This window comes from Nonlabens sp. SCSIO 43208, assembly GCF_050703575.1.
Taxonomy (GTDB): Bacteria; Bacteroidota; Bacteroidia; order Flavobacteriales; family Flavobacteriaceae; genus Nonlabens; species Nonlabens tegetincola.
The window spans coordinates 1,787,747-1,812,912 of the sequence record NZ_CP065365.1; the positions used below are offsets into that span (position 1 = coordinate 1,787,747).

At 37.3% G+C, this 25,166-nt stretch carries 14 protein-coding genes; 12 read left to right on the plus strand and 2 right to left on the minus strand.

Annotation, left to right across the window (positions count from 1 at the left end; all coding sequences use genetic code 11):
• Window positions 1–41 precede the first annotated feature (41 nt).
• Together ligA and I5168_RS08180 are read left to right on the plus strand one after the other, a co-directional pair.
• Window positions 42–2,096 carry an NAD-dependent DNA ligase LigA gene (gene ligA / locus I5168_RS08175; protein WP_431471465.1) on the plus strand — a complete coding sequence of 685 codons (2,055 nt, stop codon included), beginning with the start codon at window positions 42–44 and terminating at the stop codon, window positions 2,094–2,096.
• A gap of 2 nt (window positions 2,097–2,098) precedes the next feature.
• Window positions 2,099–2,902, plus strand: coding sequence for a hypothetical protein (locus I5168_RS08180; RefSeq protein ID WP_431471466.1), 804 nt, complete (start codon window positions 2,099–2,101; stop codon window positions 2,900–2,902).
• Window positions 2,903–2,907: 5 nt separating this feature from the next.
• On the opposite strand, the gene I5168_RS08185 is transcribed toward I5168_RS08180, so the two are convergent.
• On the minus strand, window positions 2,908–3,831 hold the full coding sequence (locus I5168_RS08185) for a metallophosphatase (protein ID WP_338349936.1): 924 nt from the start codon (window positions 3,829–3,831) through the stop codon (window positions 2,908–2,910).
• A 2-nt stretch (window positions 3,832–3,833) separates the two neighbouring features.
• Window positions 3,834–4,637, minus strand: coding sequence for a 5'-nucleotidase C-terminal domain-containing protein (locus I5168_RS08190; protein ID WP_431471467.1), 804 nt, complete (start codon window positions 4,635–4,637; stop codon window positions 3,834–3,836).
• A 37-nt stretch (window positions 4,638–4,674) separates the two neighbouring features.
• Here I5168_RS08190 and I5168_RS08195 point away from each other — a divergent pair, with 37 nt between their 5' ends.
• The 10 genes from I5168_RS08195 to I5168_RS08240 all read left to right on the plus strand — a co-directional run bounded on the left by I5168_RS08195 (window position 4,675) and on the right by I5168_RS08240 (window position 25,160).
• Window positions 4,675–5,187: a DUF6913 domain-containing protein gene (locus I5168_RS08195; protein WP_431471468.1), complete on the plus strand. Its 513-nt coding sequence runs from the start codon at window positions 4,675–4,677 to the stop codon at window positions 5,185–5,187.
• A 1-nt stretch (window position 5,188) separates the two neighbouring features.
• Window positions 5,189–6,064: a 4-hydroxy-tetrahydrodipicolinate synthase gene (dapA, locus tag I5168_RS08200; protein WP_431471469.1), complete on the plus strand. Its 876-nt coding sequence runs from the start codon at window positions 5,189–5,191 to the stop codon at window positions 6,062–6,064.
• A gap of 81 nt (window positions 6,065–6,145) precedes the next feature.
• A complete protein-coding gene (locus I5168_RS08205; protein ID WP_431471470.1) occupies window positions 6,146–6,949 on the plus strand; it encodes an outer membrane protein assembly factor BamD in 804 nt (267 codons plus the stop codon).
• 1 nt (window position 6,950) lies between these two features.
• The gene (locus I5168_RS08210) at window positions 6,951–7,271 is read left to right on the plus strand and encodes a DNA-directed RNA polymerase subunit omega (protein WP_042280383.1); all 321 of its coding nucleotides are present in this window, start codon (window positions 6,951–6,953) and stop codon (window positions 7,269–7,271) included.
• 7 nt (window positions 7,272–7,278) lie between these two features.
• Window positions 7,279–8,487, plus strand: coding sequence for a bifunctional phosphopantothenoylcysteine decarboxylase/phosphopantothenate--cysteine ligase CoaBC (gene coaBC / locus I5168_RS08215; RefSeq protein ID WP_431471471.1), 1,209 nt, complete (start codon window positions 7,279–7,281; stop codon window positions 8,485–8,487).
• Entirely contained in the window at window positions 8,462–9,361 is a 900-nt protein-coding gene (locus I5168_RS08220) for a DUF4835 family protein (RefSeq protein ID WP_431471472.1), read from the plus strand. Before coaBC ends, I5168_RS08220 begins: the two co-directional genes overlap by 26 nt.
• An 84-nt stretch (window positions 9,362–9,445) precedes the next feature.
• On the plus strand, window positions 9,446–11,125 hold the full coding sequence (gene recN / locus I5168_RS08225) for a DNA repair protein RecN (RefSeq protein ID WP_431471473.1): 1,680 nt from the start codon (window positions 9,446–9,448) through the stop codon (window positions 11,123–11,125).
• A gap of 28 nt (window positions 11,126–11,153) precedes the next feature.
• On the plus strand, window positions 11,154–11,960 hold the full coding sequence (locus I5168_RS08230; RefSeq protein WP_042280378.1) for an enoyl-ACP reductase FabI: 807 nt from the start codon (window positions 11,154–11,156) through the stop codon (window positions 11,958–11,960).
• Window positions 11,961–12,119: 159 nt separating this feature from the next.
• Window positions 12,120–17,963, plus strand: coding sequence for a choice-of-anchor J domain-containing protein (locus I5168_RS08235; protein WP_431471474.1), 5,844 nt, complete (start codon window positions 12,120–12,122; stop codon window positions 17,961–17,963).
• Window positions 17,964–18,179: 216 nt separating this feature from the next.
• Window positions 18,180–25,160 carry a fibronectin type III domain-containing protein gene (locus I5168_RS08240; protein ID WP_431471475.1) on the plus strand — a complete coding sequence of 2,327 codons (6,981 nt, stop codon included), beginning with the start codon at window positions 18,180–18,182 and terminating at the stop codon, window positions 25,158–25,160.
• Window positions 25,161–25,166 lie beyond the last annotated feature (6 nt).

The following is a 25,166-nucleotide window of genomic DNA, read 5'->3' on the forward strand; positions in this document are numbered from 1 at the left end:
TTTAGAGTCGACAAAATACTTGCAGAAGATAGTACAATTTAATGAGTCCTGAAGAACAAATACTAGCATTAAGAAATGAATTGCGAGAACATAATTACAACTATTATGTAAACGACAATCCTACCATTTCAGATTTTGAATTTGATAAGAAATTAGAGCAACTCAAACAACTCGAAGCAGCAAATCCTGAGTTTTTTGACCCTAATAGTCCCAGTGTTAGGGTAGGTGGTGAAATCACTAAGAATTTTGAAACCGTGAAGCATGAATACCGCATGTATTCACTAGATAATAGTTATAGTAAAGAAGATTTACTGGATTGGGAACAGCGATTAAGAAAAATTGTTGATGGTCCTATTGAATATGTATGCGAGCTTAAATACGATGGTGCAAGTATAAGTTTGAGGTATGAAAAAGGAGTTTTTGTAAAGGCAGTTACTCGTGGAGATGGTACTCAAGGTGATAATGTTACTGCCAATGTGCGTACCATTAAGTCAGTCCCATTAAAACTACGAGCTAGTGAAGTGCCTGATAAATTTGAAATTCGTGGTGAGATTGTGTTACCGTGGCAAGGATTTCATAAAATGAATCAAGAACGTGAAGCTCAAGGATTAGAACTATATCGCAATCCACGTAATACCGCTAGTGGTAGTTTAAAATTACAAGATAGTAGTATAGTTGCACAGCGACCACTGGAATGTTTGTTATATCAACTTGCAGGAGATAACTTACCGGTGCAATCACAATACGACAGTTTGAACCTAGCGCGTGATTGGGGTTTCAAAGCGCCTGCAGAATCTCAATTGGTGCAGAGTATTGATGAGGTGTTGCAGTATATAGAACATTGGGATGTTGCAAGAAAGGATTTACCTTATGAAACAGATGGAGTTGTTATAAAGGTAAATAGCCTGCAACAACAAGAAGAACTAGGCTTTACGGCCAAGGCACCACGATGGGCAATGGCTTATAAATTTGCTGCAGAACAGGTGAGTACTAGACTTAATGAAATCACCTATCAAATAGGTCGTACTGGTGCCATAACACCAGTAGCTAATCTAGAACCGGTTGAAATTTCAGGTACTACGGTAAAAAGAGCGAGTTTACATAATGCCGATCAAATTGAAAAACTAGATATTAGAGTAGGAGATGAGGTCTATGTAGAAAAAGGTGGAGAAATTATCCCTAAAATTGTTGCTGTAGAGCTTACTAAACGACCAGATAATTCCAGTCCTACTGAATATGCTACACGATGTCCAGAATGTAATACAGAACTAGTCCGTAAAGAAGGCGAAGCTCAACATTTTTGTCCCAATGAATTAGGATGCCCACCACAAATTAAAGGTAGGATTGAGCATTTTATATCAAGAAAGGCAATGGATATTGATGGAATAGGAGCAGAGACTGTTGGTCAACTCGTTGATGCAGGACTAATTTCTAACTATGCCGATTTATATGACCTTACCGTTGAACAAGTTCTGCCTTTAGAACGTATGGCTCAAAAGAGTGCAGAGAATATGATTAACGGGATACAAGCAAGTAAGCAAATTCCATTTGAGCGTGTTCTTTTTGCTTTAGGAATACGGTACGTAGGTGAAACAGTGGCAAAAAAACTAGCCAAACATTATAAAAACATGGATGCTCTCATAGCTTTACCAGAAGCACCTGATAAAGAAAATCTAGATTTATTTGCCGATGTTTCCAGCCCTACAGAAAAGAAGTTAGAAGAACTAACTGCTATCCCAGAAATAGGCGACCGCATAGCACAAACTGTTGTAGAATTCATAGTTGACGAAAGGCAGCAAGCCATTCTAGAACGGTTAAAAAATGCTGGATTACAATTCTCATTAAGTGAAGAGCAGTTAGAAGGTCAAACTGATAAACTAGTTGGTAAAAGCTTTGTAGTTTCTGGTGTTTTTGAAATGTCGCGTAATGATCTAAAAAAACTTATTGAGGATAATGGTGGTAAGGTAAGCAGCTCGCTTTCAAGTAAAACAGACTTTCTCATTCGAGGTGATAAAATGGGACCTTCAAAACTTGACAAAGCTGAAAAACTGGGTATTACCATGATTAGTGAACAAGAGTTTTTAAAGATGCTGTAATTATGAGATTACTGATAGTTTTTCTACTCGCTTTAAATAGTTTTTGGTTGAAATCCCAAACCTATTCCTATAGAACTATCACAAATAATCAAATGATGGTAAAAGGTAAGGTAGGTAAATATCCTATAACCTTGTACATGGAATATCAAGGTTTTTGTGAATATGAAAGAGAATATACAGGTTGGTATAAATACGATTCAAGTACTCAATCAATACCCATACAGGTTTATTTTTCAACTTATCCAGAAAATGAGGAATTCATCATTTATGCAAAATACGATGGCGATTTTCAACTAGAAATTGATGAAGATTATAATTGTCATCCAGTAAATTATGACGAGAAGTTTTATGGAGACTCTGATGATGGTATATTCAATAACATGAGCTGGAATAAGAAAGGTTCCTCACAAGTTTGGGAAATTACCTTTGAAGAAGATGTGGCAAGTAAATTTTGGGATTTAGGGGAATATGATACCTACCTCACGGTTGACGATGATCTGGTATTAGACTTTGGAACGATGGGTTTTGAATATGTATATGAAGTACACATAGAAGGATTTAAAGAAGTTCATGACATTACTCACATGCTTATCACCGTTATAGAACCCAGTAAGCCAGGAGGAAATGGTCGCGGTATGTGTGGAGCAGGCGAAGAAATTTATTTACTCTATCTACGGCTTGATAAGCAGAAAAAGCTACTGTTTTCAGATTCTGAAAAAATTCAAAGTTGTTACGAACATATGGAAGAATCTCCTGTTACGTATGATACTCAATTCCCTGAAAGAGGATTTAAAAGGGTAAAATAATATTTCTATAAATTATAAACCGTTCCAGCTTGATTATTAATATCTGTCTCGTTTAAATAAAGATCTATTCTACCTAGATACATTCCATAGCAGCCTACTTGATTAACAACCACGTTTTTTCCTTCTTTATTAAGAATTAATTCTGGTTTTTCTAGAAATGTATGAGTGTGACCACCAATTATTACATCAATATTTGACGTCGCTGCTGCTAGGCTTACATCACTTACAGTATCTGATTTATAGGAATATCCCAAATGCGACATGCAAATAACTAGATCGCATCCTTTTTCCTCTTTGAGTATGCGTGCCTGATCTGTAGCGATATCTATAGGATCTAGGTATTTGGTTTCTTTATAGTTGGTTTTATTTACTAATCCGTCTAGTTCGATTCCTAATCCGAACATTCCTATTTTGATGCCGTCTAGTGTCACTATCTTGTTTTCTAATGTATGACCATCCATTATGGTATTCTTGAAATCATAATTGGATATTACAAAGTCAAAATTGGCATGTGGAAGCTGCTTGTACAACCCATCTATTCCATTATCAAAATCATGATTACCAATCGTTGCCGCATCATAACCCATCATACTCATGAGTTTAATTTCTAGCTCTCCACCATAGAAATTGAAGTATGGGGTTCCTTGAAAAATATCACCACAATCTAACAAAAGAGTATTAGGATTCTCTTTTCTAATTTGATTGACTAAAGCTGCTCTACGAGCAACACCACCACGACCATCATTGCGTCCTCCTACAATAGGTTCAATGTGGCTGTGAGTATCATTAGTATGTAAAATGGTGATCTTTTTACTTTTCTCAGTTATACTACTTACTTTATATAAACTGCTTGCAGTAGAAAAATTGGCAAATAAACCCATTCCAGCTACCGCAGCTGTTGAACTTTTAAGAAATGTACTTCTTTTCATGATTAATTTGCTTTAGTAAATCTATTGTCGGATTCAAACTTAAGAGTATCCACCTTTTTGAAATAGTCAATCATGGCATTTCTTATTTTATAATCAGTTTTTGTTACCGTTGTATTGTTAAAAAAGTTCATGCTATCACCGCCGTTATACAAGTAATCACTCGTAGCAACATAATAGATCTTTTCAGTTAAAGGTTGATCGTTAATAGATACATTATTCAGGCTACTATCAGTATTTAAAGAAATTTTCATACCAGAGAAAGGATGAGCTCTTTCTCTATCTACTATATATTGTATAAGTTGCTCCATTTGAGCTTTATTAAGCTGTGCTACCACAACCTCATTTTCAAATGGCATTATTTCATAGGCTCTTTTGGTTGTTACCTCACCAGCTGGTAAGGGAGCTCTTATTCCTCCGTGATTTAGTAAAACAACATCAATGTTGGTATCTAACCTACTTTTAACAACAGGATTAACTTGTTCCACAATGATTTCACATAGCATATTTCCAAGCGCTGTGTTCAGTGGAGTATCATTTTTGTGCATGCTTTTAGGATTATAGCAAAGCACTCTATTCATTTCTTGATTTATTTTTTCGCCATAAGGGGCAATAAATTGCGCGATACTATCTTCTTGAGCTAGTGAGTCGTTTATTTCTATTCGTTTATAGTCAACGGTATCTAAATGAACGTTTGTGTTTGAATTGCAACTAGTTAAGAGTGTGGTTAAGAAAAGCGCTTTCGCGAAAGCGAGATAAACACCTAATTTCCTATATGTTTTAAGAGGAAAGTCGTAGCAAAAAGCCATGTGAAATATTCTATTTTTGTTTCCACAGTAAAAGTAAATGTTTTTTAAAGGAATAAAGCGTAGATCGCTGAGGAAAGCGATAAGAAAATTGAAATCGCAAAACAGGAATGGTGTTCCTGTGGTACCTAAATCATTGTTAGTCATTACCTCTAGCGCTAGTCAAATTGCCTATCATGATATTTTAAGGTGGTGTGAACAACTTAAAATTGACGATAAAAACTTGACAGTTTTAAATCAAGTAACTGATAAAAAGAAATTACATGAAATGGATGGTATTCCGTTTGATGAAAAGTCTATTAAATGGAATGCAACCGTTGTTGATGAGCAACTAGTCGAGGCGCTTGAAAAAAAACACGATTTACAAATATTACTCATAAAAGATCCCGATGAACTAGCTACATTTGTGACGATCAAGGCACAGGCAGCTCTTAAAGTAGCTATCAATGATGCACGAGAAGAGCTCTATGATTTGTCAATTAATGTGTCATCGAACGACAAAGACGTATTTGTAAAAGAAATAGCAAAGTATATAAAAATTTTAACCCGATAATATGCAACAACTTAAAGGAACAGGAGTAGCACTTGTAACTCCTTTTAAAGCAAATGGTGATGTGGATCACAGTGCTTTACAGTCCGTAGTGAATTACCAAATTGATAATGGTATAGAATATCTAGTTGTCTTAGGAACGACTGGAGAAAGCGTTACCCTTTCTAAACAGGAAAAACAGGATGTTGTAAAAACCGTGGTTGAAACCAATGCAGGACGATTGCCCCTTGTAATAGGTATAGGTGGCAGTAATACAGCTGTTGTAGTAGATGAATTAAAACAAACTGATCTTTCATCTTTTGATGCTGTACTTAGTGTCTCACCTGCTTACAACAAACCTACCCAAGAAGGTATCTATCAGCACTTTGCAGCAGTCGCACAAGCTACTGATAAGCCTATTATTTTATATAATGTTCCTGGAAGAACAGCGAGTAATATGGCTGTTGATACCGTAGTTCGATTGGCAAATAATTATACAAATATTGTAGCGATAAAGGAAGCAGCAGGAGATCTTGTAGCTGCCATGAAAATGATAAAACATACACCAGATGATTTTCTCGTGATATCTGGAGATGATATGATCGCCAACGCAATGACTCTTGCGGGTGGTGCTGGAGTGATATCTGTAATTGGTCAAGGATTGCCTAGCGATTTTAGCGAAATGATTAGACTAGCTTTAAAAGGTAATGCAGTTGATTCATATAAATTGCATCATAAACTTGAAGCTAGTATCGATTTAATTTTTGCCGAAGGAAATCCTGGTGGTATTAAGGCAATGCTAGCCCATCTCGATTTATGTGAAGAACATTTAAGATTACCACTAGTGCCAGTTTCACAAAAATTGAGAATTAGTATAATTGATTTCATGAATGCGTACTAAAACGTATTAACTGTCGTTCACAATTAAAATTATAAGGAGTGTTGTGAATACATTACTTTTGCAGCCTATCAATACCGTAGTATGAAACAAATTGTTTTAATATTTTTTATCTTTTTAGTTCTTGTGTCTTGTGGTCCTTATCAAAAGGCATTAAAATCAGATGATCCTAATGTCAAGGTGAGTATGATTGATACATTAATGAAGAAGGAGAAATATAGTAAGAGTATCGATCTTTTTGAACAGATCATTCCCTTATATAGAGGTACTGACAGTGCTGCTCCTATGGCTATTAAGTATGCCAAGGCGCTTTATGGAGATAGAAGGTATTTAAGCAGTGCTTATCAATTTGAGCGATTTGTAACTTCTCACCCTTTAGATAACAATGTGGAGGAAGCGATTTTTTTAGGAGCCAAGAGTTACTATCACATGTCTCCTGTATATTCTAAAGATCAATCTGAAACTAATACGGCACTTATTAAACTGCAAGATTATATAAATGCTTACCCAGAAGGGAAGTATAATGAAGAAGCTAATGTTCTTGTAGCTGAATTAAGAGAGAAATTAGATCGCAAGGCCTATGAAATTGCTAAACAATATCATCACAGAGGCGGAATTTATATTAAAGCAGCCATTGCAGGTTTTGAGAATTTTATAATCGATCACCCAGGATCAAATTACCTAGATGATGCACATTATTATCTTTTTGAATCTCAGTATATTTATGCTGTTAATAGTTTTGAAAATTTAATTCCAGAACGATTAGCGCTTGCTAAAAAATATTATAATAACTTTGCACGCAGATTTCCTAATAGTGAATATAAAGATGATGCACAGGAGATCATGGCCGAAATAGAAAAATTTGAATCAGAGAATTTGAGTAATTAATATGGATACTAAAAATTTAGACGCAGCAACTACAACTATTACCTACAATCGTGATGCCCTTACTTCACCTACTGGTAATATGTATGAAGCGATTTCAATTATCGCTAAAAGAGCTGAGCAGATTAAAGGAGATATCAAAGAAGAGCTTATTGAAAAGCTAGAAGAATTTGCTACCTACAATGACTCACTAGAAGAAGTTTTTGAAAATAAGGAGCAAATTGAAGTATCTAAATTTTATGAGCGTTTGCCAAAGCCTACAGCTATCGCTGTAAAAGAATGGTTAGATGGTAAAATCTATCATAGAGATACTAGCAAATCTTAATTAAGATATGTCTATACTAAGTGGTAAAAAAGTATTACTGGGTGTAACTGGTGGTATTGCTGCTTATAAAACAACATTTTTGACGCGCCTGCTTATTAAAGCAGGCGCTGTCGTTAAAGTGGTGATGACTCCTGCTGCGCGAGATTTTGTTACACCGCTTACTTTATCTACACTTTCAAAGAACCCAGTTCATTCTCATTTTACCAATGAAGATGATGAAAATGATACATGGAATAATCATGTGGAATTAGGTCTTTGGGCCGATTTAATCATTATTGCACCAACTACAGCCAATACCTTGAGTAAAATGGTAAGCGGTACAATTGATAATTTACTGCTTGCGGTATATTGTAGCGCAAAATGCCCTGTTTACTTTGCTCCAGCCATGGACCTTGATATGTATAAGCATCCATCAACGCTCCATAATTTTGAAAAGTTGGAATCTTATGGTAACCTTATGATTCCAGCAGGTGAAGGAGAACTAGCAAGTGGTTTGTCAGGAAAAGGACGTATGGCCGAACCTGAAGAAATTATCACTTTCGTTGAAAACGATATCTTGTCAAAATTACCTCTGCACGATAAAAAAGTGCTAATAACGGCTGGCCCTACTCACGAGGCTATCGATCCAGTGCGCTTTATTGGAAATCACAGTTCAGGAAAAATGGGTGCTGCACTTGCTGTACAGGTTGCAGAAATGGGTGCACAGGTACATTTGATCATGGGGCCAAGTTCGGTCATCGTAGAGCATTCTTTAATTCAACGCATTGATGTGACTAGTGCTAGAGATATGTACGATGCAGTGCACAAGATAGTATCAAAAATGGATATTGCTATCTTTAGTGCTGCTGTTGCAGATTACAGGCCTAAAGATGTCGCTACAAACAAAATAAAAAAGAAGGAAGACACGTTACATATAGAATTGATCAAAAATCCCGATATTTTAGCAAGTGTAGGAGCGTTAAAAAACAAACCGTTTCTTGTGGGGTTTGCTCTAGAGACTAATGATGAGTTGAATCACGCTTTCGCGAAAGCGGAAAAAAAGAATACTGATTTATTGGTTTTAAACTCTATGAGAGATAAAGGCGCAGGTTTTAAAAAAGACACCAATAAAATTACCTTGATTACTAAGGAAAAGGAAGTCATTCCATTCGAACTAAAAAGTAAGGTTGAGGTTGCAAAAGATATAGTTAATGAGATTGTTAAAAGGATTAAGTAGTCTGTTTTTGTTATTAAGCTTTTTATATGGCCACGGCCAAGAGCTTAATGCTACTGTACAAGTTAATGCTCAAGGAGTAGCTCAACCAGATTTATCCATATTTAAAACATTAGAAACTTCTATGCAGGAGTTTTTAAATAATACTAAATGGACGGATAACGTATATGAGGATGAAGAAAAAATCACTATGTCTCTTGTATTTGTTGTCAACGTATACGACAATGATAGGTTTGAGGGTAATTTTCAAGTGTCGGCATCTCGTCCAGTTTTTAATAGTACCTATAGCACACCTATTTTTAATTATAAAGACAATGATGTGAGGTTTGAATATGTAGAATATGCTCCTTTCTTTTACAACAAAAACCAATATGAAAATAACCTATTGTCATTAGTCTCTTTTTATGCTCTTACTGTAATAGGAATAGATGCAGATACATTTGAATTTAAAGGTGGGGAATCTTATCACAGAGAAGCACAACAAATTGTGAATCTATCTCAGTCAGATACTTCGGTTCGTGGTTGGAGACCAAATGATGGACTTATTTCAAGGTACCGTCTCAATGATGATTTATTATCTGATACTTATGTAGAATATCGTAAAGTGATGTATGAATATCATTTATTAGGTATGGATAAGTTTGCAGAAGACCCTAAAAAGACAAAGGAGAAACTAAAAACAATTTTAGTGCAATTTGAGGAGTTGAATAAGCGCAGACCTAATAGTTTATTACAACGTACTTTCTTTGATGCAAAAGCCGATGAGATATCTAGAATCTATTCTGACGGTCCTGCGGTAAACATAAGAGATTTAAAAACGTTGCTACAGAAACTAGCGCCCAACCAATCGTCTAAATGGCGTACAATTCGTGTGTAAACATTTTTCTATGCCATTACTTTAGATTAATTTAGTTCTTTATGTTATTTGTCTAACTGGAATTATTAAATCGTTTAAAGTAAGTTGCTTACCTCTATACATATACAGAATTTTGCCTTGATTGAACATCTAGATTTGGATGTGTCAACTGGCCTTACAACTATTACTGGAGAGACGGGTGCGGGAAAATCAATAGTTCTAGGTGCACTTGGTCTTATACTAGGTCAACGCGCTGACTTAAGTGTGGTGCGTGATTCTGATTCAAAATGTGTCGTTGAAGCTCATTTTAATTTATCATCATTAGATTTAAAAAAAGTTTTTGAGGATCTTGATCTCGATCATGAAAATCATACTATTTTAAGAAGAATAATACTGCCGTCAGGCAAGAGTCGTGCTTTTGTTAATGATTTGCCAGTTACCTTATCTGTACTACAGCAACTAGGTGGATACTTGATTGATATACACTCTCAACATGATACTCGTGATTTAATTAGAGATTCCTTTCAAAGAGAGGTGTTAGATGCTCATGTTGCATTTGAAACTAAAAATAAAAAGCGATCATTTTTAAAGGTGTTGAGTGATTATCAAAGGTCATTTACAGAATTTAAATCTTTGAAACGGGAATTAAAAACTCTTGAAGAAAAGGAGCACAACTTGATCAAAGAAAATGATTATAATATCTTTTTACTTGGTGAGTTAGAAGACTTCAATTTAGAAAGTATTGACCTAGAGTTACTTGAAGAAGAGCAAGAGCAACTGGGTAATGTTGAGTCAATAAAAGAAGGGTTGGGAATGGCGTTTAAGATCGTTAATGAAGATGATCATGGTGTCGTGGAACAATTACGATCTTCTATTGCAGCCATTTCTGGGATCAAAAGATTCTCGTCTTTATATAGTGAAATTGATCAAAGACTTAGTTCAACGTTAGTGGAGCTTGAGGATATTGTTGAAACCTTAGAAAGAGAATTTGATAATATAGAGGCAGACCCTTCAAGGCTTGCCGAGATTGATGAAACTCTCAACACTATTCAAAATTTATTTAAAAAACACCAAACTGATTCAATTTCTGAGCTTATAGTGATTAGAGATGAGCTCGCCGCTAAAGTGTTAGAAACATCGAGTTTAGATAAGAGAAAAACAGAACTCAATAAACTATTAAGTGAAAAGCACGATCAATGCACGGAGCTATCTAGCGAATTAATGGGAATGAGAATCATGTATAAAGATTCTTTGGAGAAGAAGTTGGATAGTCAAATACAATCTTTAGGGATGCCACATGCGCAATTAAACTGTAAAGTTGAATCATCTGATAGCTTCCACAACTTAGGTAAAGATGTAGTAGGCTTATTATTTACTGCAAATATGGGATCAACTTTGAAGCCTATTGAAAAAGCAGCTAGTGGTGGAGAGTTATCTAGAGTAATGCTTGCTATTAAATCACAACTGGCAGTGAATAAAAAATTACCAACTATAATATTTGATGAGATTGATACTGGAGTGAGTGGTGCAATTGCCGAAAAAATGGCATCTATCATGCAGGTGATGAGTGAGTCTATGCAGGTTATAGCCATAACTCATTTACCACAAATTGCTGCAAGAGGTCACGAACACTTATTGGTTGAGAAAAAAATTGATAACGAAAAAACTATTAGTAATATAAGCAAATTAGATGCTTCTGCTAGAATTGAAGAAATTGCACAAATGTTAAGCGGCGGAAAAATTTCTGATGCAGCACGAGAAAATGCAAGAGTACTTTTGCAATAATCTTATATTTGCCACCTAATCAAAAATTATGTCTTACAACTTACTTAAAGGAAAGCGCGGAATAATCTTCGGTGCGTTAGATGAAAATTCGATAGCTTGGAAAACAGCTCAATTAGCTCATGAAGAAGGAGCAACTTTTGTTTTGACTAATGCTCCTGTCGCGATGCGTATGGGGCAAATAAATAAATTGGCAGAACAAACAGGAAGTCAGATTATCCCAGCTGATGCAACAAATTTAGAAGATTTAGAGAAATTGATAACTGAGTCGGTTGAGATTTTAGGAGGTAAATTAGATTTTGTTCTTCACTCAATAGGTATGAGTGTTAATGTAAGAAAAGGAAATCATTATACAGATCAGAACTACAATTACACGGAAAAGGGATGGGATGTAAGTGCATTATCATTTCATAAAGTATTACAAACGTTGCATAAAAATGATGCAATGAATGAATGGGGCAGTATTGTTGCACTTACCTATATGGCTGCTCAACGTACATTCCCAGATTACAACGATATGGCAGATAATAAAGCATATTTAGAGTCAATTGCTAGAAGTTTTGGATATTTCTTTGGTAAAGAAAAGAAAGTAAGAGTAAATACGATTTCACAGTCACCTACACCAACTACAGCTGGTAGTGGAGTTAAAGGTTTTGAAGGATTCTTGAGCTATGCTGAAAAAATGAGCCCTTTGGGTAACGCTACTGCTCAAGATTGTGCCGAATATACAGTGACTTTATTTTCTGATTATACTAAAAAAGTAACCATGCAAAATTTATTTCACGATGGTGGCTTCTCAAATACTGGTGTAAGCCAAGAAGTGATTGAGAAATTTTAACAAAACAATACCTAATTATAGGAGCCTCGCAGTAGCGAGGCTTTTTTTTTGAATATTGAGGAGGTTTTTAATAAAAAGTTAAAAAAGATAACATGTTAGATAATTGTTAAGTGAAAGTTAAATAGTATCTTGTGCAGACAAATTAAAATCAAACTTAACATGAAAACAAAATTACTTGTTCTAGTAGCTTTTCTATTTAGTATAGTCGGCTACAGCCAGTGTGATTATGTTCTAGAACTTACCGATAATCTAGGTAATGATTGGGTTTCTGGGGCGAATCTTACGGCTAACACGGGTGTGGATGTCACCGTTGCAGGTGTAACAACCACATTCCAAATCCAAACCGGTAATGCTGGGACTCCAGTAACCGAAACGTATAACATTACTGTAAATACAGGAGACGCGGTAAACGTGGACTATCGTCCTACAAGTTTTCCAGGAGACGGTACGTTTAGATTATTAGATTCTGAAGGTATTGTTCTTTATGATGCTGGATTTAACAATCCTGGAGGAACGGCGTTATATGCGGCTCCTGCGAGTTGTCCAACTTGTCCCGTAGTAACTGCACTTGTGGTTAACAATGCAGCTGCCGATTCGATAGAATTAGGCTGGACAAATGGAGGTTCAGAGTCAGAATGGGAAATAGAATTCGGAGTGAGTCCATATACTGTAGGATCTGGAGGTACTGTAGTTTCTGCAACTTCAAATCCTTTCACGGTTCCTGGATTAACTTCAGAAACAACTTACGATTTTTATGTAAGAGCAGTTTGTACACCTGGAACTGATATAAGTAACAGTCAAGGACCTATACAAGGTACTACGACGGAATCTTGTCCTGCTCCTGGAGCTTTTGTACCTATTACTGAAAGTGCGTTTGAAATACAATTTACTTGGGACGCAAGGGGTAATAGTAATCCTACATTTAATGTTAATTATGCTCCAACAGGAACTATTACAACTCCTGGTACCGGTCAAGGTCAACAAGAACAGCAATTTACTGCTCCACTTGCGATTGTTAGTGGATTAATGTCAGATACTGAATATGAATTTTGGGTTCAAATTGATTGTGGAAATGGAGATTTAAGTAGTTGGTCTGGACCTTATGTGGCTACAACAGCGATATCTTGTCCTGTAGTAACAGGCCTTACAACTAGTAATATACAAACTACAAGTGCTGATATTTCATGGACTGCCGGTGGAGTAGAGACGGAATGGGAAGTTGAATGGGCTGTGGCCGGAGTTATAACTAATCCAGGTACAGGGCAAGGAACAACCGTTTCTCCTAATCCTACCACATCATCAACCTCACTGTCAGGATTGACTGATGCAACTGTCTATGAAGTTTATGTACGTGGTATTTGTGATCCTAATTTACCTGATTTCAGTAGTTGGGAATTAGTGTCTTTTACCACATTATGTTTGCCGTTTTCTTCTCCTTTAACAGTTGATTTCGAAACAGGTTTTACGCCTACAACAAATACGTTTCCATCAGCTGGAGATGCATTTACTAATGAAAATTGTTGGGAAGCTAGTTCTTCGGCAAATTTTGTTTGGGTTTTAGCTCCAGGTACTTTAACAGCATCAGGAGGAACAGGTCCAGCCCCATCAGTTACTACAGGTAATTATTTTTATACAGAAGCTTCGAGTGGAACAGCAGGTGATACTACTACATTAGTTTCACCTCAGGTTGATCTTTCTGGACTTACAGCCCCAGCGGTTTCTTTTGACTATCACATGTTCGGTGGTGATATAGGTACACTTGACGTAATCGTAAGAACAGGAGGAACAGATACTAATGTTTTCTCAATATCAGGTGAACAACAAACTTCAGATACTGATCCATTTGAATCATTAATATTACCGTTAGCGGCTTATGCAGGTCAAACTGTTCAAGTAGTTTTTGAAGCAACATCAGCTGGAACATTTGAAGGTGATATTGCGATTGACAACGTAGGTTTTGTTGAGGCACCTTCTTGTCCGAGACCACTTAGTTTAGTTGTAAATAGCGTAACTTCTGACTCTGTTGAATTAGCGTGGACAAATGGTGGAACAGAAACTGAATGGGAAATAGAATATACTGCACCAGGTGCAGGTCAAGGGTCAGGTACTGTAGTAACAGCTACCACAAATCCATTTACTGTATCTGGATTAACAGATAATACAGGTTACGAATTTTATATAAGAGCAGCTTGTTCAACTACTGACTTTAGTACATGGACAGGACCTATAGGTGTACAAACATTATGTTTGCCATTTACAGCCCCAGCTGTTATTGATTTTGAGACAGGTTTTACGCCAACAACAAATACATTCCCTGGCACAGCTGATGCTTTTACCTCTGAAAACTGTTGGGAGGCAAGCTCATCGGGATCATTTGTTTGGATTTTAGCACCTGGTACATTAACAGCTTCGGGTGGAACTGGACCAGCTCCTTCAATTACAACTGGTAATTATTTTTATACAGAAGGTTCCAACGGTTCAGCTGGAGATACTACAGAATTAGTTTCTCCTATTTATGATCTATCTGCATTAACAGTTCCTGCTGTTTCATTTGATTACCACATGTTTGGAGGTGATATAGGAACGCTTGAATTATTTATTAGAGCAGGTGGAACAGATACAAGTGTGTTCTCAATTTCTGGAGAACAACAACAAGCTGATACGGATCCTTTCCAAAACTTCCTTGTTTCATTAAACGCGTTTGCTGGTCAAAGTGTTCAACTGGTTTTCGTTGGAACTTCTGCTGGTACGTTTGAAGGAGACATTGCTATAGATAATATAGAGCTATTAGAAGCTCCGGCTTGTCCAACTCCTTTTAATTTTGCAACAGTAACTAATTCATCAGATTCGATTGAATTCTCATGGACGGCTGGTGGTTCTGAAACAGAATGGGAAATTGAATACACTGCGCCTGGAGCTGGGCAAGGATCTGGAACAGTTGTTACGGCTACTACAAATCCATTTACAGTTACTGGTCTTACTGACAATACAGAGTATGATTTTTACTTAAGAGCTATTTGTTCAACAACAGATCAAAGTAGTTGGACTGCTAATGCAGTACTAACAAGAACAGCTTGTAATGCTTTTAGTATTCCATTTACTGAATCATTTAATTCTACAAGCAGTACTCAAGATTGTTGGACTGTATTAGACATAAATGGTGATGGTGATCAATGGCAGTTTGATGATACATTTGCACCTAGTGAAGGAGATGAATCTGCTTCTATGAACACTGATTTTAACGGAGGTGTTGATGATGATTATCTAATTTCTCCAGCAATTACATTGACTGGAAATGAAAGAGTGAGATATGATTATAGAGTTCGTAGTGCCAATGAACCTAATGATATGGAGGTTCTTATCTCTACAACTGGTACAAATGCTGCAGATTTTACAACGCAACTTCTTCCAGTAACTCAATATAGCAACACAACGTACATGACAGAAACTATTGATTTGTCTGCTTATTCAGGTGATGTTTATGTTGCTTTCAGAATACCACCAAATGGTACTGATGGTTGGGTTATGTACATAGATAACGTAAGGTTTGAAACGATACCTAGTTGTAACGAGCCTATAGCAATTAATACATCAAACATTACAACTGATGCTGTTGATATAGATTTTACAGAACAAGGCACTGCTACTTCTTGGGAAGTTGAATATGGACCAGCAGGATTTGTATTAGGGACAGGAACATTAATAACCGTTACTACGAATCCTTTTACATTAACTGGATTAATTGATAATACGGAATACGATGTATATATCAGATCAGCTTGTCCATCTGGTGGATTTAGCCCTTGGTCGGTGTCAACATCATTTAGAACCTCGTGTAATGCATTTAGTGTGCCATTTAACGAAACCTTTGATAGCAGTAGTGCTACTCAAGGATGTTGGACCGTTCTAGATGAAAATGGAGATGGAGATCAATGGGACCTAGATTACTCTTTCAACACCTTCCAAGGTGATGAGGTAGCTGCAATAAATACAGACTTTAATGGTGGTGTAGATGATGATTACTTGATATCACCTGCAATTACACTTACTGGTGGCCAGCGTTTGATTTATCAGTATAGAGTGCAAAGTGCTAACGAACCTAATGATATGGAAGTACTTTTATCTACAACTGGTAATGCAGCAGCAGATTTTACTAACACTATTGTGCCTGTGAATTTGTATTCTAATACAACTTACCAAGAACAGGTAGTCGATTTATCATCTTTTACTGGTGATGTTTACATAGCATGGAGAGTACCACCTAATGGAACTGATGGTTGGAGAATGTATATCGACGATGTCGTAATCGAAGACATTCCTTCGTGTCCAGAAGTATCTGCAATTACTATTGGAAATATTACAGCTACTGGAGCAGAGGTTAGTTGGACAAATGGTGGTTCTGAAACTGAATGGGATATTGAGGTAGTACCAGCTGGTACAACTCCTACAGGAACACCAACTGATGCTGGTGTTACAACTAATCCTTACACATTATCTACATTAACTTCAGGTACAGATTATGATGTCTATGTACGTGCTGTATGTTCAGTTGGAAACACAAGTCCTTATGAAGGTCCAGTTACCTTTACTACAAGTGCTGTTTGTGGTGACACGGTTTACGATACGGGTGGAGCTACTGGAGATTACTCAAATGGAGAAAACTATACAATTACTTACGTACCAGATGTTGCCACTAACATCGTTGAGTTAGACTTTACATTGGTAGATCTAGAGAATTGTTGTGATACTCTTACTATTTATGACGGATTAGACACAAGTGCTCCTGTGCTAGAAGCTGATTTAGAGAACCCAGCAGTTTTCCAAGGACTTAATACGGATGGTGCGATTACAATAGAGTTCACATCAGACGGTAGTGTAACTGCTGCTGGTTGGGAAGCAAGTTATAACTGTATACCTAGACCATCTTGTGTGAACGTATCTAACATCGTATTAGACAGTTCTACAGCCTCAAGTCTTACAGTAAGCTGGACTGATAATAATATACCAGTTTCTACGGCATGGGAAGTAGTTGTGTTACCTCAAGGTAGCGCTGCACCGGTTGCTGGTACAAGTAATGCGACTTCAATACCTTATACAGAATCAGGATTAAGCGCTGATACAGAATACGATGTTTATGTAAGAGCAGACTGTGATACAAACTTTATTGGCCCTGTAACCTTTAGAACAGACTGTTCTCCGGTAACAAGTTATCCTTATGCAGCAGATATGTCTCAAAATGCTCCTAATAATTGTTGGGATGAAGCAGGTTCAGGTGATATAACTAGTGGTCCATCTAATTTTGGTGCTTCTGATTGGAGAGATGGTAGAGCGTATACCGACATCAATGGAAACGTGATCAACTCTAATGCGATGAATTTATATCAATCTGTGGATCAAGAATGGCTAATTTCTGAAGATTTTGACTTATCAGGTACTTCCAATGATGAATTAGTGATAGAAGTGGCTGTTACCAACTGGACTTTTTCTGGAACTTCTACAGCTTCTGATACAGATACAATGGGATCTGACGATCAAGTAGATCTTATGGTATCGACAGATAATGGTGCGACATGGAGTTCAATCTTTACTTGGACATTAGCTAATCAGCCAGCTGTTACAGGTACTAGAGAAACGATAGACATAAGTGCCTACACAGGTATTACAAGGTTTGCAATATATGCAACCGACGGTGCTGTGGATGATACTGAAGATTATGACTTCCATGTAGGTGTTTTTGAAATAGATGCATCTGCAAGTGTTGACAACACTCAGGAATTAGGATTTACTTATTATCCTAACCCAACGGTGGACATAGTTAACATATCAGCAGTAAATACTATTGATAGCATAGTAGTAACAAATCTAAGTGGTCAGCAAGTAGTAAGTTATAAACCAGCATCTCAAAACGCTGTGGTTGATCTTTCTACTTACTCAACAGGAATGTACTTGCTTCAAGTTTCAAGCAATGGAGCTACAAAAACTGTACGAGTGATTAAAGAATAGATTTAATTTAATTCAATTAGAAGGCCGCCTTGTGCGGCCTTTTTTTTATGCTTTCGCGAAAGCGTAATTATCAGTAGAAATTAAAAATCGATTAGCTTACTAGATAAATAACATTTTGTCGGTTGAATATTGATTACATCGAATATGTTAAGATACTGTTATCATGTGTTTGGAGAATTCACTATTTTGAACGGATAATTTAACAAAATTTAACCCATGAGAAAAATTTACTTATTACTAAGTGCTCTCTTGATTACATTCGCCGTCTCGGCTCAATGTAATTATACCTTAGAACTTACCGACAACCTCGGTAACGACTGGGTTTCAGGAGGTAACCTTACGGCAAATACTGGTGTTGATGTCACCGTGGCCGGAACAACCACCACTTATGCTATTCAAACTGGTAGTGCAAATCCACCAGCTGTTGAGACTTACAGCATAACAGTTAATGACGGAGATGCGTTGGTTATTGATTATCGACCAACACAATTTCCAGGAGATGGAACATTTAGATTATTGGATTCTGAAGGAATATTAGTCTATGATGCAGGATTTAACAATTCTGGAGGTATGGCTATTTTTAGTGGTAATGCCACTTGTCCAACTTGTCCAGCTGTAAGTAACATAACGGCAGGAAATGTTGTCGCTGATTCGGCAGAGATAGCTTGGACTGCTGGAGGAAGCGAAACGTCTTGGATAATAGAATATGGTATTAGTCCCTATACTTGTGGTTCTGGTGGAACTCAGGTTACTGTAAATTCTAATCCAGCAACGCTTTCAGGTTTAAGTTCTGTTACATCATATGATGTTTATGTAATTGCTGATTGTGGTAGTGGAGATTTCAGTGCTTGTCAAGGTCCTGTAACGTTTACAACAACAGAATCTTGTCCATCTGCTTCAAACTTTGCTCCTGTAACAAATACTTCTAATAGTATCTCATTTGTATGGGATTCAAATGGTAACCCAAATCCGGTAGTTAATATTGAGTACGCTTTACAAGGAGTGATAACTACACCAGGAACTGGTCAAGGAACCGTTGTTCAGCAATTTACTGCTCCTTTTGCAGATGTTACTGGATTAGCTTCTGACACGTGCTATGACTTCTTTGTGCAAATTGACTGTGGAGCTGGTGATTTAAGTTTATGGTCTGGACCGTATCAAGCTTGTACTTTAATAAGTTGTTTTCCGGTTTCTAGTTTAGAATCCGTTTTTGTAGGTCCAGATTCTGCTGATATTTCATGGTCAGCAGGACAAACTGGGTCAACAGAATGGGAAATTAATTATGCTCCTGTAGGAACGATTACCACTCCATTTGATTCACCTGCTCAAGGTACCGTGGTAACATCAAATAGTGCAAATTACTCAATTACTTCTTTAACTCCGGATACTGAGTATGATGTTTATGTAAGAGAGGTTTGTGATCCTAATTTACCAGATTACAGTACAGCAGAACAAATAACAGTTTTTACTCAATGTCTTCCTTTGACTGCTACAACTGCCATGCCTTATGTGGAAGATTTTGAATCTTTTACTGGTACAACAAATTTTTCAAGAGAAAACTGCTGGTCAGCAGAATTTGTTTCAACCAATACATTCAGTCAATATGAATGGGCTGTTACCACTTCAGGTACAACACCTTCAGCGGGAACTGGACCTGATGCTGCTAACAGCGGTACTAATTATATGTTTACTGAAACTTTAGGTTCAGATGGAGATACTGCAACATTATTTTCTCCAATTATTAATGTAGATGGTTTAACTGAACCATCTGTTCAATTTGCTTATTTCTTATATGGAGCAAATATGGGAAGCTTAAGTGTTGATGTTTGGGATGGAAGTGCTTGGCAAACAGGATTATTTGCGACTTCTGGACAAATTCAAACTTCAGGATCTGATCCATGGGAAAATGCGATCATTAACTTAGCTGGTTATACTGGAGATATTCAAGTAAGATTTGTATCTACCAGAGTAGGATTTACAACTGGAGATATGGCAATTGATGACTTCAGTATAGAGGAAGCTCCTGCTTGTGCACCAGTTGCTTTATTAGGTACAGGTGTATTAAATGCAAATGATGCTGAAATTCTTTGGACTAGTCAAGGATCAGAAACATCATGGATAATTGAATATGGTCCAACTGGTTTTACACCAGGTACAGCTTCAACAGATCCTAATGTATTTGAAGTTACTGCAGGTACAAATCCATTCACTTTAACAGGTCTAATGCCTAACACAGCTTATGATTTCTACGTAGTTGCAGACTGTGGTTCTGGTACATTAAGTACACAAACCGGTCCAGCAACCTTTAGAACGGCGTTTTTACCACCTCAAGGAGTTACGTGTCCTAATGGTGACAATGTATTTGCTTTTCAAGAAGAGTTTGAAAACAATGATAATGGTTGGACGGGTGACATAGGAGTAGGAACCACTACTGCTGGTTTATGGAATTTTAATAGAGCGATTTCACCAACTTCTACAGGCACAGGTCCTGACGCTCCTTTTAGTGGAGGCGGATTCGCGTATTTAGAAACTAGTGGAACATTTACAGTTGCTGAAATAGTTTCACCAGCAATTGATCTAAGTTTTGCAACTGATAGTGCTGAACTATCTTTCTATTATTTTGCTTATGGTGCTGAAGTGGATACGTTTGAAGTAAATGTTTCTAACTCACCTACAGGTCCTTGGACTAATGTATTTACTGCGCAAGGTCAATTACAAACTGCTGGATCTGATCCGTGGGCACCAGTAGGTGTTAATCTTGATGCATACCTAGGACAAACAATTTATTTACAAATTACAGGTCAAGAAGCTCCTGGTAGCACTGGATTTGCAGCTGATATAGCTATAGATTTAATGAGAATAGAAACTTGTGGAGCCTTTTGTTCTCCACCTAATCAAATAGCATTATCCAATATTACCGATACAACTGTAGATATTGACTTTAATGATACCAATGCTACAGCTGCTTCTAATTTTGAATATATTGTAGTACCAGCTGGAAGTACACCACCTGATGCAACTACTAGTGGTACAGCAACTTCAACAACAACAGGAAATACTGCAACAGGTCTTACGGCATTTACCGATTATGACGTTTACGTAAGAACAGATTGTTCTGGGGCTGCTGGATTCTCTTCTTGGTCAGGTCCAGTAAGTTTTCAAACAACTTGTGCAGCGTTTGCAGCTCCTTATTTTGAAGGATTTGAAGCTTTTACAGTATCAACCTCTTTTGTAGAAGAAAACTGCTGGAGTACTCCTCAAACAACTGGATATACTTGGGATGTGAGTACTGGTGGTACAGGTTCTACGAATACTGGTCCATTAGCAGCTTACAATGGAAATAATTATTTCTTTACTGAAGCTTCTTCTGGAACGACTGGAGCAGTTGCAGAGTTAGATTCTCCTTTGATTGACTTATCTGCACTTACTACACCTACCTTGACATTTGCTTACCATATGTGGGGACCGGATTTTGATAATCTTGCAATCGATATTAATGATGGTTCTACTTGGATATTAGATGTGTTCACACTTACTGGACAACAACAGACTAATCAGGCTGATCCATGGCAGATTGCACAAGTAGATTTATCTGCTTACGCGAATATGACTATTCAAATTAGATTTAGAGGAACGAGAGGAACTTCGTTTGGTGGAGATATATCTATCGATGACGTAACTGTTGATGAATTACCTACTTGTCCTAACGTATCTGACTTGAACGCTGACTCAATTACTTCTACTGAAGCTAATTTGTTCTGGAATGAAAATGATACGGCTACTTCATGGGAATATGAATATGATGTAACTGGATTTACTCAAGGATCAAGTGCTACGGGAGTACAAACTACAAGTACTAATACAGGTGAATTAATTAGTGGTCTAACTCCAGATACAACCTATGATTACTATGTTAGATCTGCATGTCCTAATGGTGGATTTAGTAACTGGGTAGGTCCTTTCTCATTTACAACTAGGTGTGCGCCGTTAACAGCTCCATATGCTAACGATTTTGATTCAGACCCAATAGACGGTTTAAATAACTGTGAGTCAAATTTAATTGTAGGTAGTGGAACAACAGCTGCACTAGTAGAAGTTGAAGACTTCATTGCAAATTCTGGTTCGCAACATATTTACATGTATAGCGGTAGTCCAGCAGCTACTGAAATCTTCTGGATTTCTCCAGAATTCTCTGACTTAAGCAATGACAAACGAGTTAAATTCCAAGCTTATGATCGTGATACAGGAGGAATTGAAGTTGGAGTTATGACTGACCCTACTGATTCTTCTACCTTTACAAGTGTTCAAACTTTTGCCAATGCTGATTTACCGGATGATCAATATGAACTGATAACTGTAAACTTTACTAGTATTATAACAACTGGTGGATTTGTAGCTATTAAATTCAATCCGTTTGGAGCATTTGATGCTATGTATATTGACGACTTTGTGTACGAAGTACAGCCTAGTTGTTTAGAACCAGCTAATTTATCAACGGTTGCTGTTGCAGACACTACTGCAGACCTTGATTGGGATGCAGGAGCAACAGAGACAGAGTGGGACGTAGTTGTAGGTCCAGTAGGTTTTGACCCATTAGACCCAGCAACTTATGCAATTCCATTAGTTAACGTACTGACAAATAGCAATGTTCAGGTTACAGGATTAACACCTGAAACCGATTATGAATTCTACGTGCTAGCTAGATGTGGAGCTGGTGATGAAAGTGTTTTCACAGGCCCTGAACCATTTACAACAACTTGTGCAGCTTTTACAGCTCCTTATTTCAACGGATTTGAAAATATGGCAACAAGCACATCTTTTGTAGAAGATGATTGTTGGACAGCTTCATCTGATAGCGCATACGATTGGAATGTTGATGGTAGCGGTTCTACTCCTTCTACAGGAACAGGACCTCTTAATGCAAATACAGGATCAAATTATTTCTATACTGAAGCATCAAGTGGTGCAGTAGGAGATACTGCAACCTTAGTTACTCCGTTGATTGATCTATCAGGATTAACAACGCCATCGGTAGAGTTCTTTTACCACATGTTCGGTGGTGAAATAGGTACACTAGACCTTGAAATTTATGATGGTACTTCTTGGACAAATATCTTTACTGTTGGTCCAGGTCAACAGCAAACAGCTCAGGCTGATCCGTGGTTACCACAATTAGTTGATCTAACTGCTTACGCTGGTCAAACGGTTCAATTTAGATTCATAGCTACTTCAAATGGTACTTTTGAAGGTGATATATCTATTGATGATTTTAAAGTGGATGAATTACCTGCATGTCCTAATCCATCTGTTCTTACTGTAGCAAATGTTACTGACGCAAGTGCGGATTTAAGTTGGACTGAGAACGGCTCATCTACTTCTTGGATTGTTGAGTATGGCCCTTGTGGATTTACACCGGGAACGGCTTCTACCGATCCTAACGTGTTTGAAGTAACAGCTACAACGAATTCTAATTTTGTAATTACAGGTTTAACAAGTGAAACTTGTTATGAATTCTATGTTACTGCAGATTGTGGTGGAGGAACTTTAAGTAACGCAACTGGTCCTGGAACATTTACCACGGCTTGTTCAGCATTTGTAGCTCCATATTCAGAAGGTTTTGAGTCTTTTACAGTTACCACTTCATTTGTTGAAGAAAATTGTTGGAGTACTCCTCAAACATCAGGATACACTTGGGATGTTAGTACAGGTGGTACTGGATCAACTAATACAGGTCCTACAGCTGCAGCGACAGGATCTAATTATTTCTTTACTGAAGCATCTTCAGGAAGTGCAGGTTCAGAAGCAGAATTAGTGTCCCCTTTAATAGACATGACTGCATTAACTAATCCAGCATTAAGTTTTGCATATCACATGTGGGGTCCAGATTTTGATACATTACATGTTGATGTGAATGATGGTTCAGGTTGGGATTTAGATGTGTTCACTCTTGTTGGACAACAACAGGTAAATCAAACAGACGCTTGGCAAACTGCTATAGTTCCATTAGGAGCATACAACGGTGCTACGATTTCTGTTAGATTTAGAGGTACACGTGGTGCTTCTTTTGGTGGAGATATAGCTATAGATGATGTAGCTGTAGAGGACTTCAACGGCTGTTTAACTCCGTCTAACATTACTGTTGCTAATATTACAGCGACAACCGCAGATGTATCTTGGACAGCAGGTGGATCTGAAACTGCATGGGAATATGTTGTAGTTATAGCTGGTTCTGGTGCTCCTACAGGTGCAGGAACATCTACAACAACAACTACCGTGACTGAAAGCGGTCTTACTGCTTCTACAAGTTATGAAGTTTATGTGCGTGCAGATTGTGGAATGGGTAACTTTAGTACATGGGTAGGCCCAATTACCTTCAGTACTGCATGTTTACCAGTTACATCATATCCTTATGCGGCAGATATGTCTCAAAATGCACCTAATACTTGTTGGGATGAAGCAGGATCTGGTGATATAGCTTCTGGTCCTTCAGGATTAGGAACTTCTGACTGGAGAGATTCTAGAGCCTATACAGATATTAATGGTACAGTGGTAAATTCAAATGCACTTAACTTGTTCCAAAATATAGATCAGGAATGGCTAATCTCAGAGGATTTTGATTTATCAGGAACTTCTAATGATGAACTTACGATTGAAGTGGCCGTTACTAACTGGACAACTTCGGGTATCTCTGATGCTACAGATACTGATACAATGGGATCTGATGATCAGGTTGATTTATTAGTTTCTACTGATAATGGTGTGACTTGGACTTCTCTATTTACGTGGACAGTGGCAAATCAGCCTGCTGTAACAGGTACTAGAGAGATAATTGATATTAGCGCTTATAGTGGAATTACAAGATTTGCAATTTACGCAACTGATGGTGCAGTTGATGATGTTGAAGATTACGATTTCCACGTAGGAGTATTTGAAATTGACGCAGCAGCTAGCGTTGATAATACTCAGGAATTAGGATTCACTTATTATCCTAACCCAACTATAGATGTTGTAAATATTAACGCGGTGAATACCATAGATTCTGTTACTGTAACGAATCTAAGTGGTCAACGTGTTGTTAGTCTTAAACCAGCGTCTCAAAATGCGGTAATTGATCTTTCGACTTATTCTACAGGAATGTATTTAATTCAGGTTACTAGTAACGGTGCAACTAAAACTGTACGAGTAATTAAAGAATAACTTCAT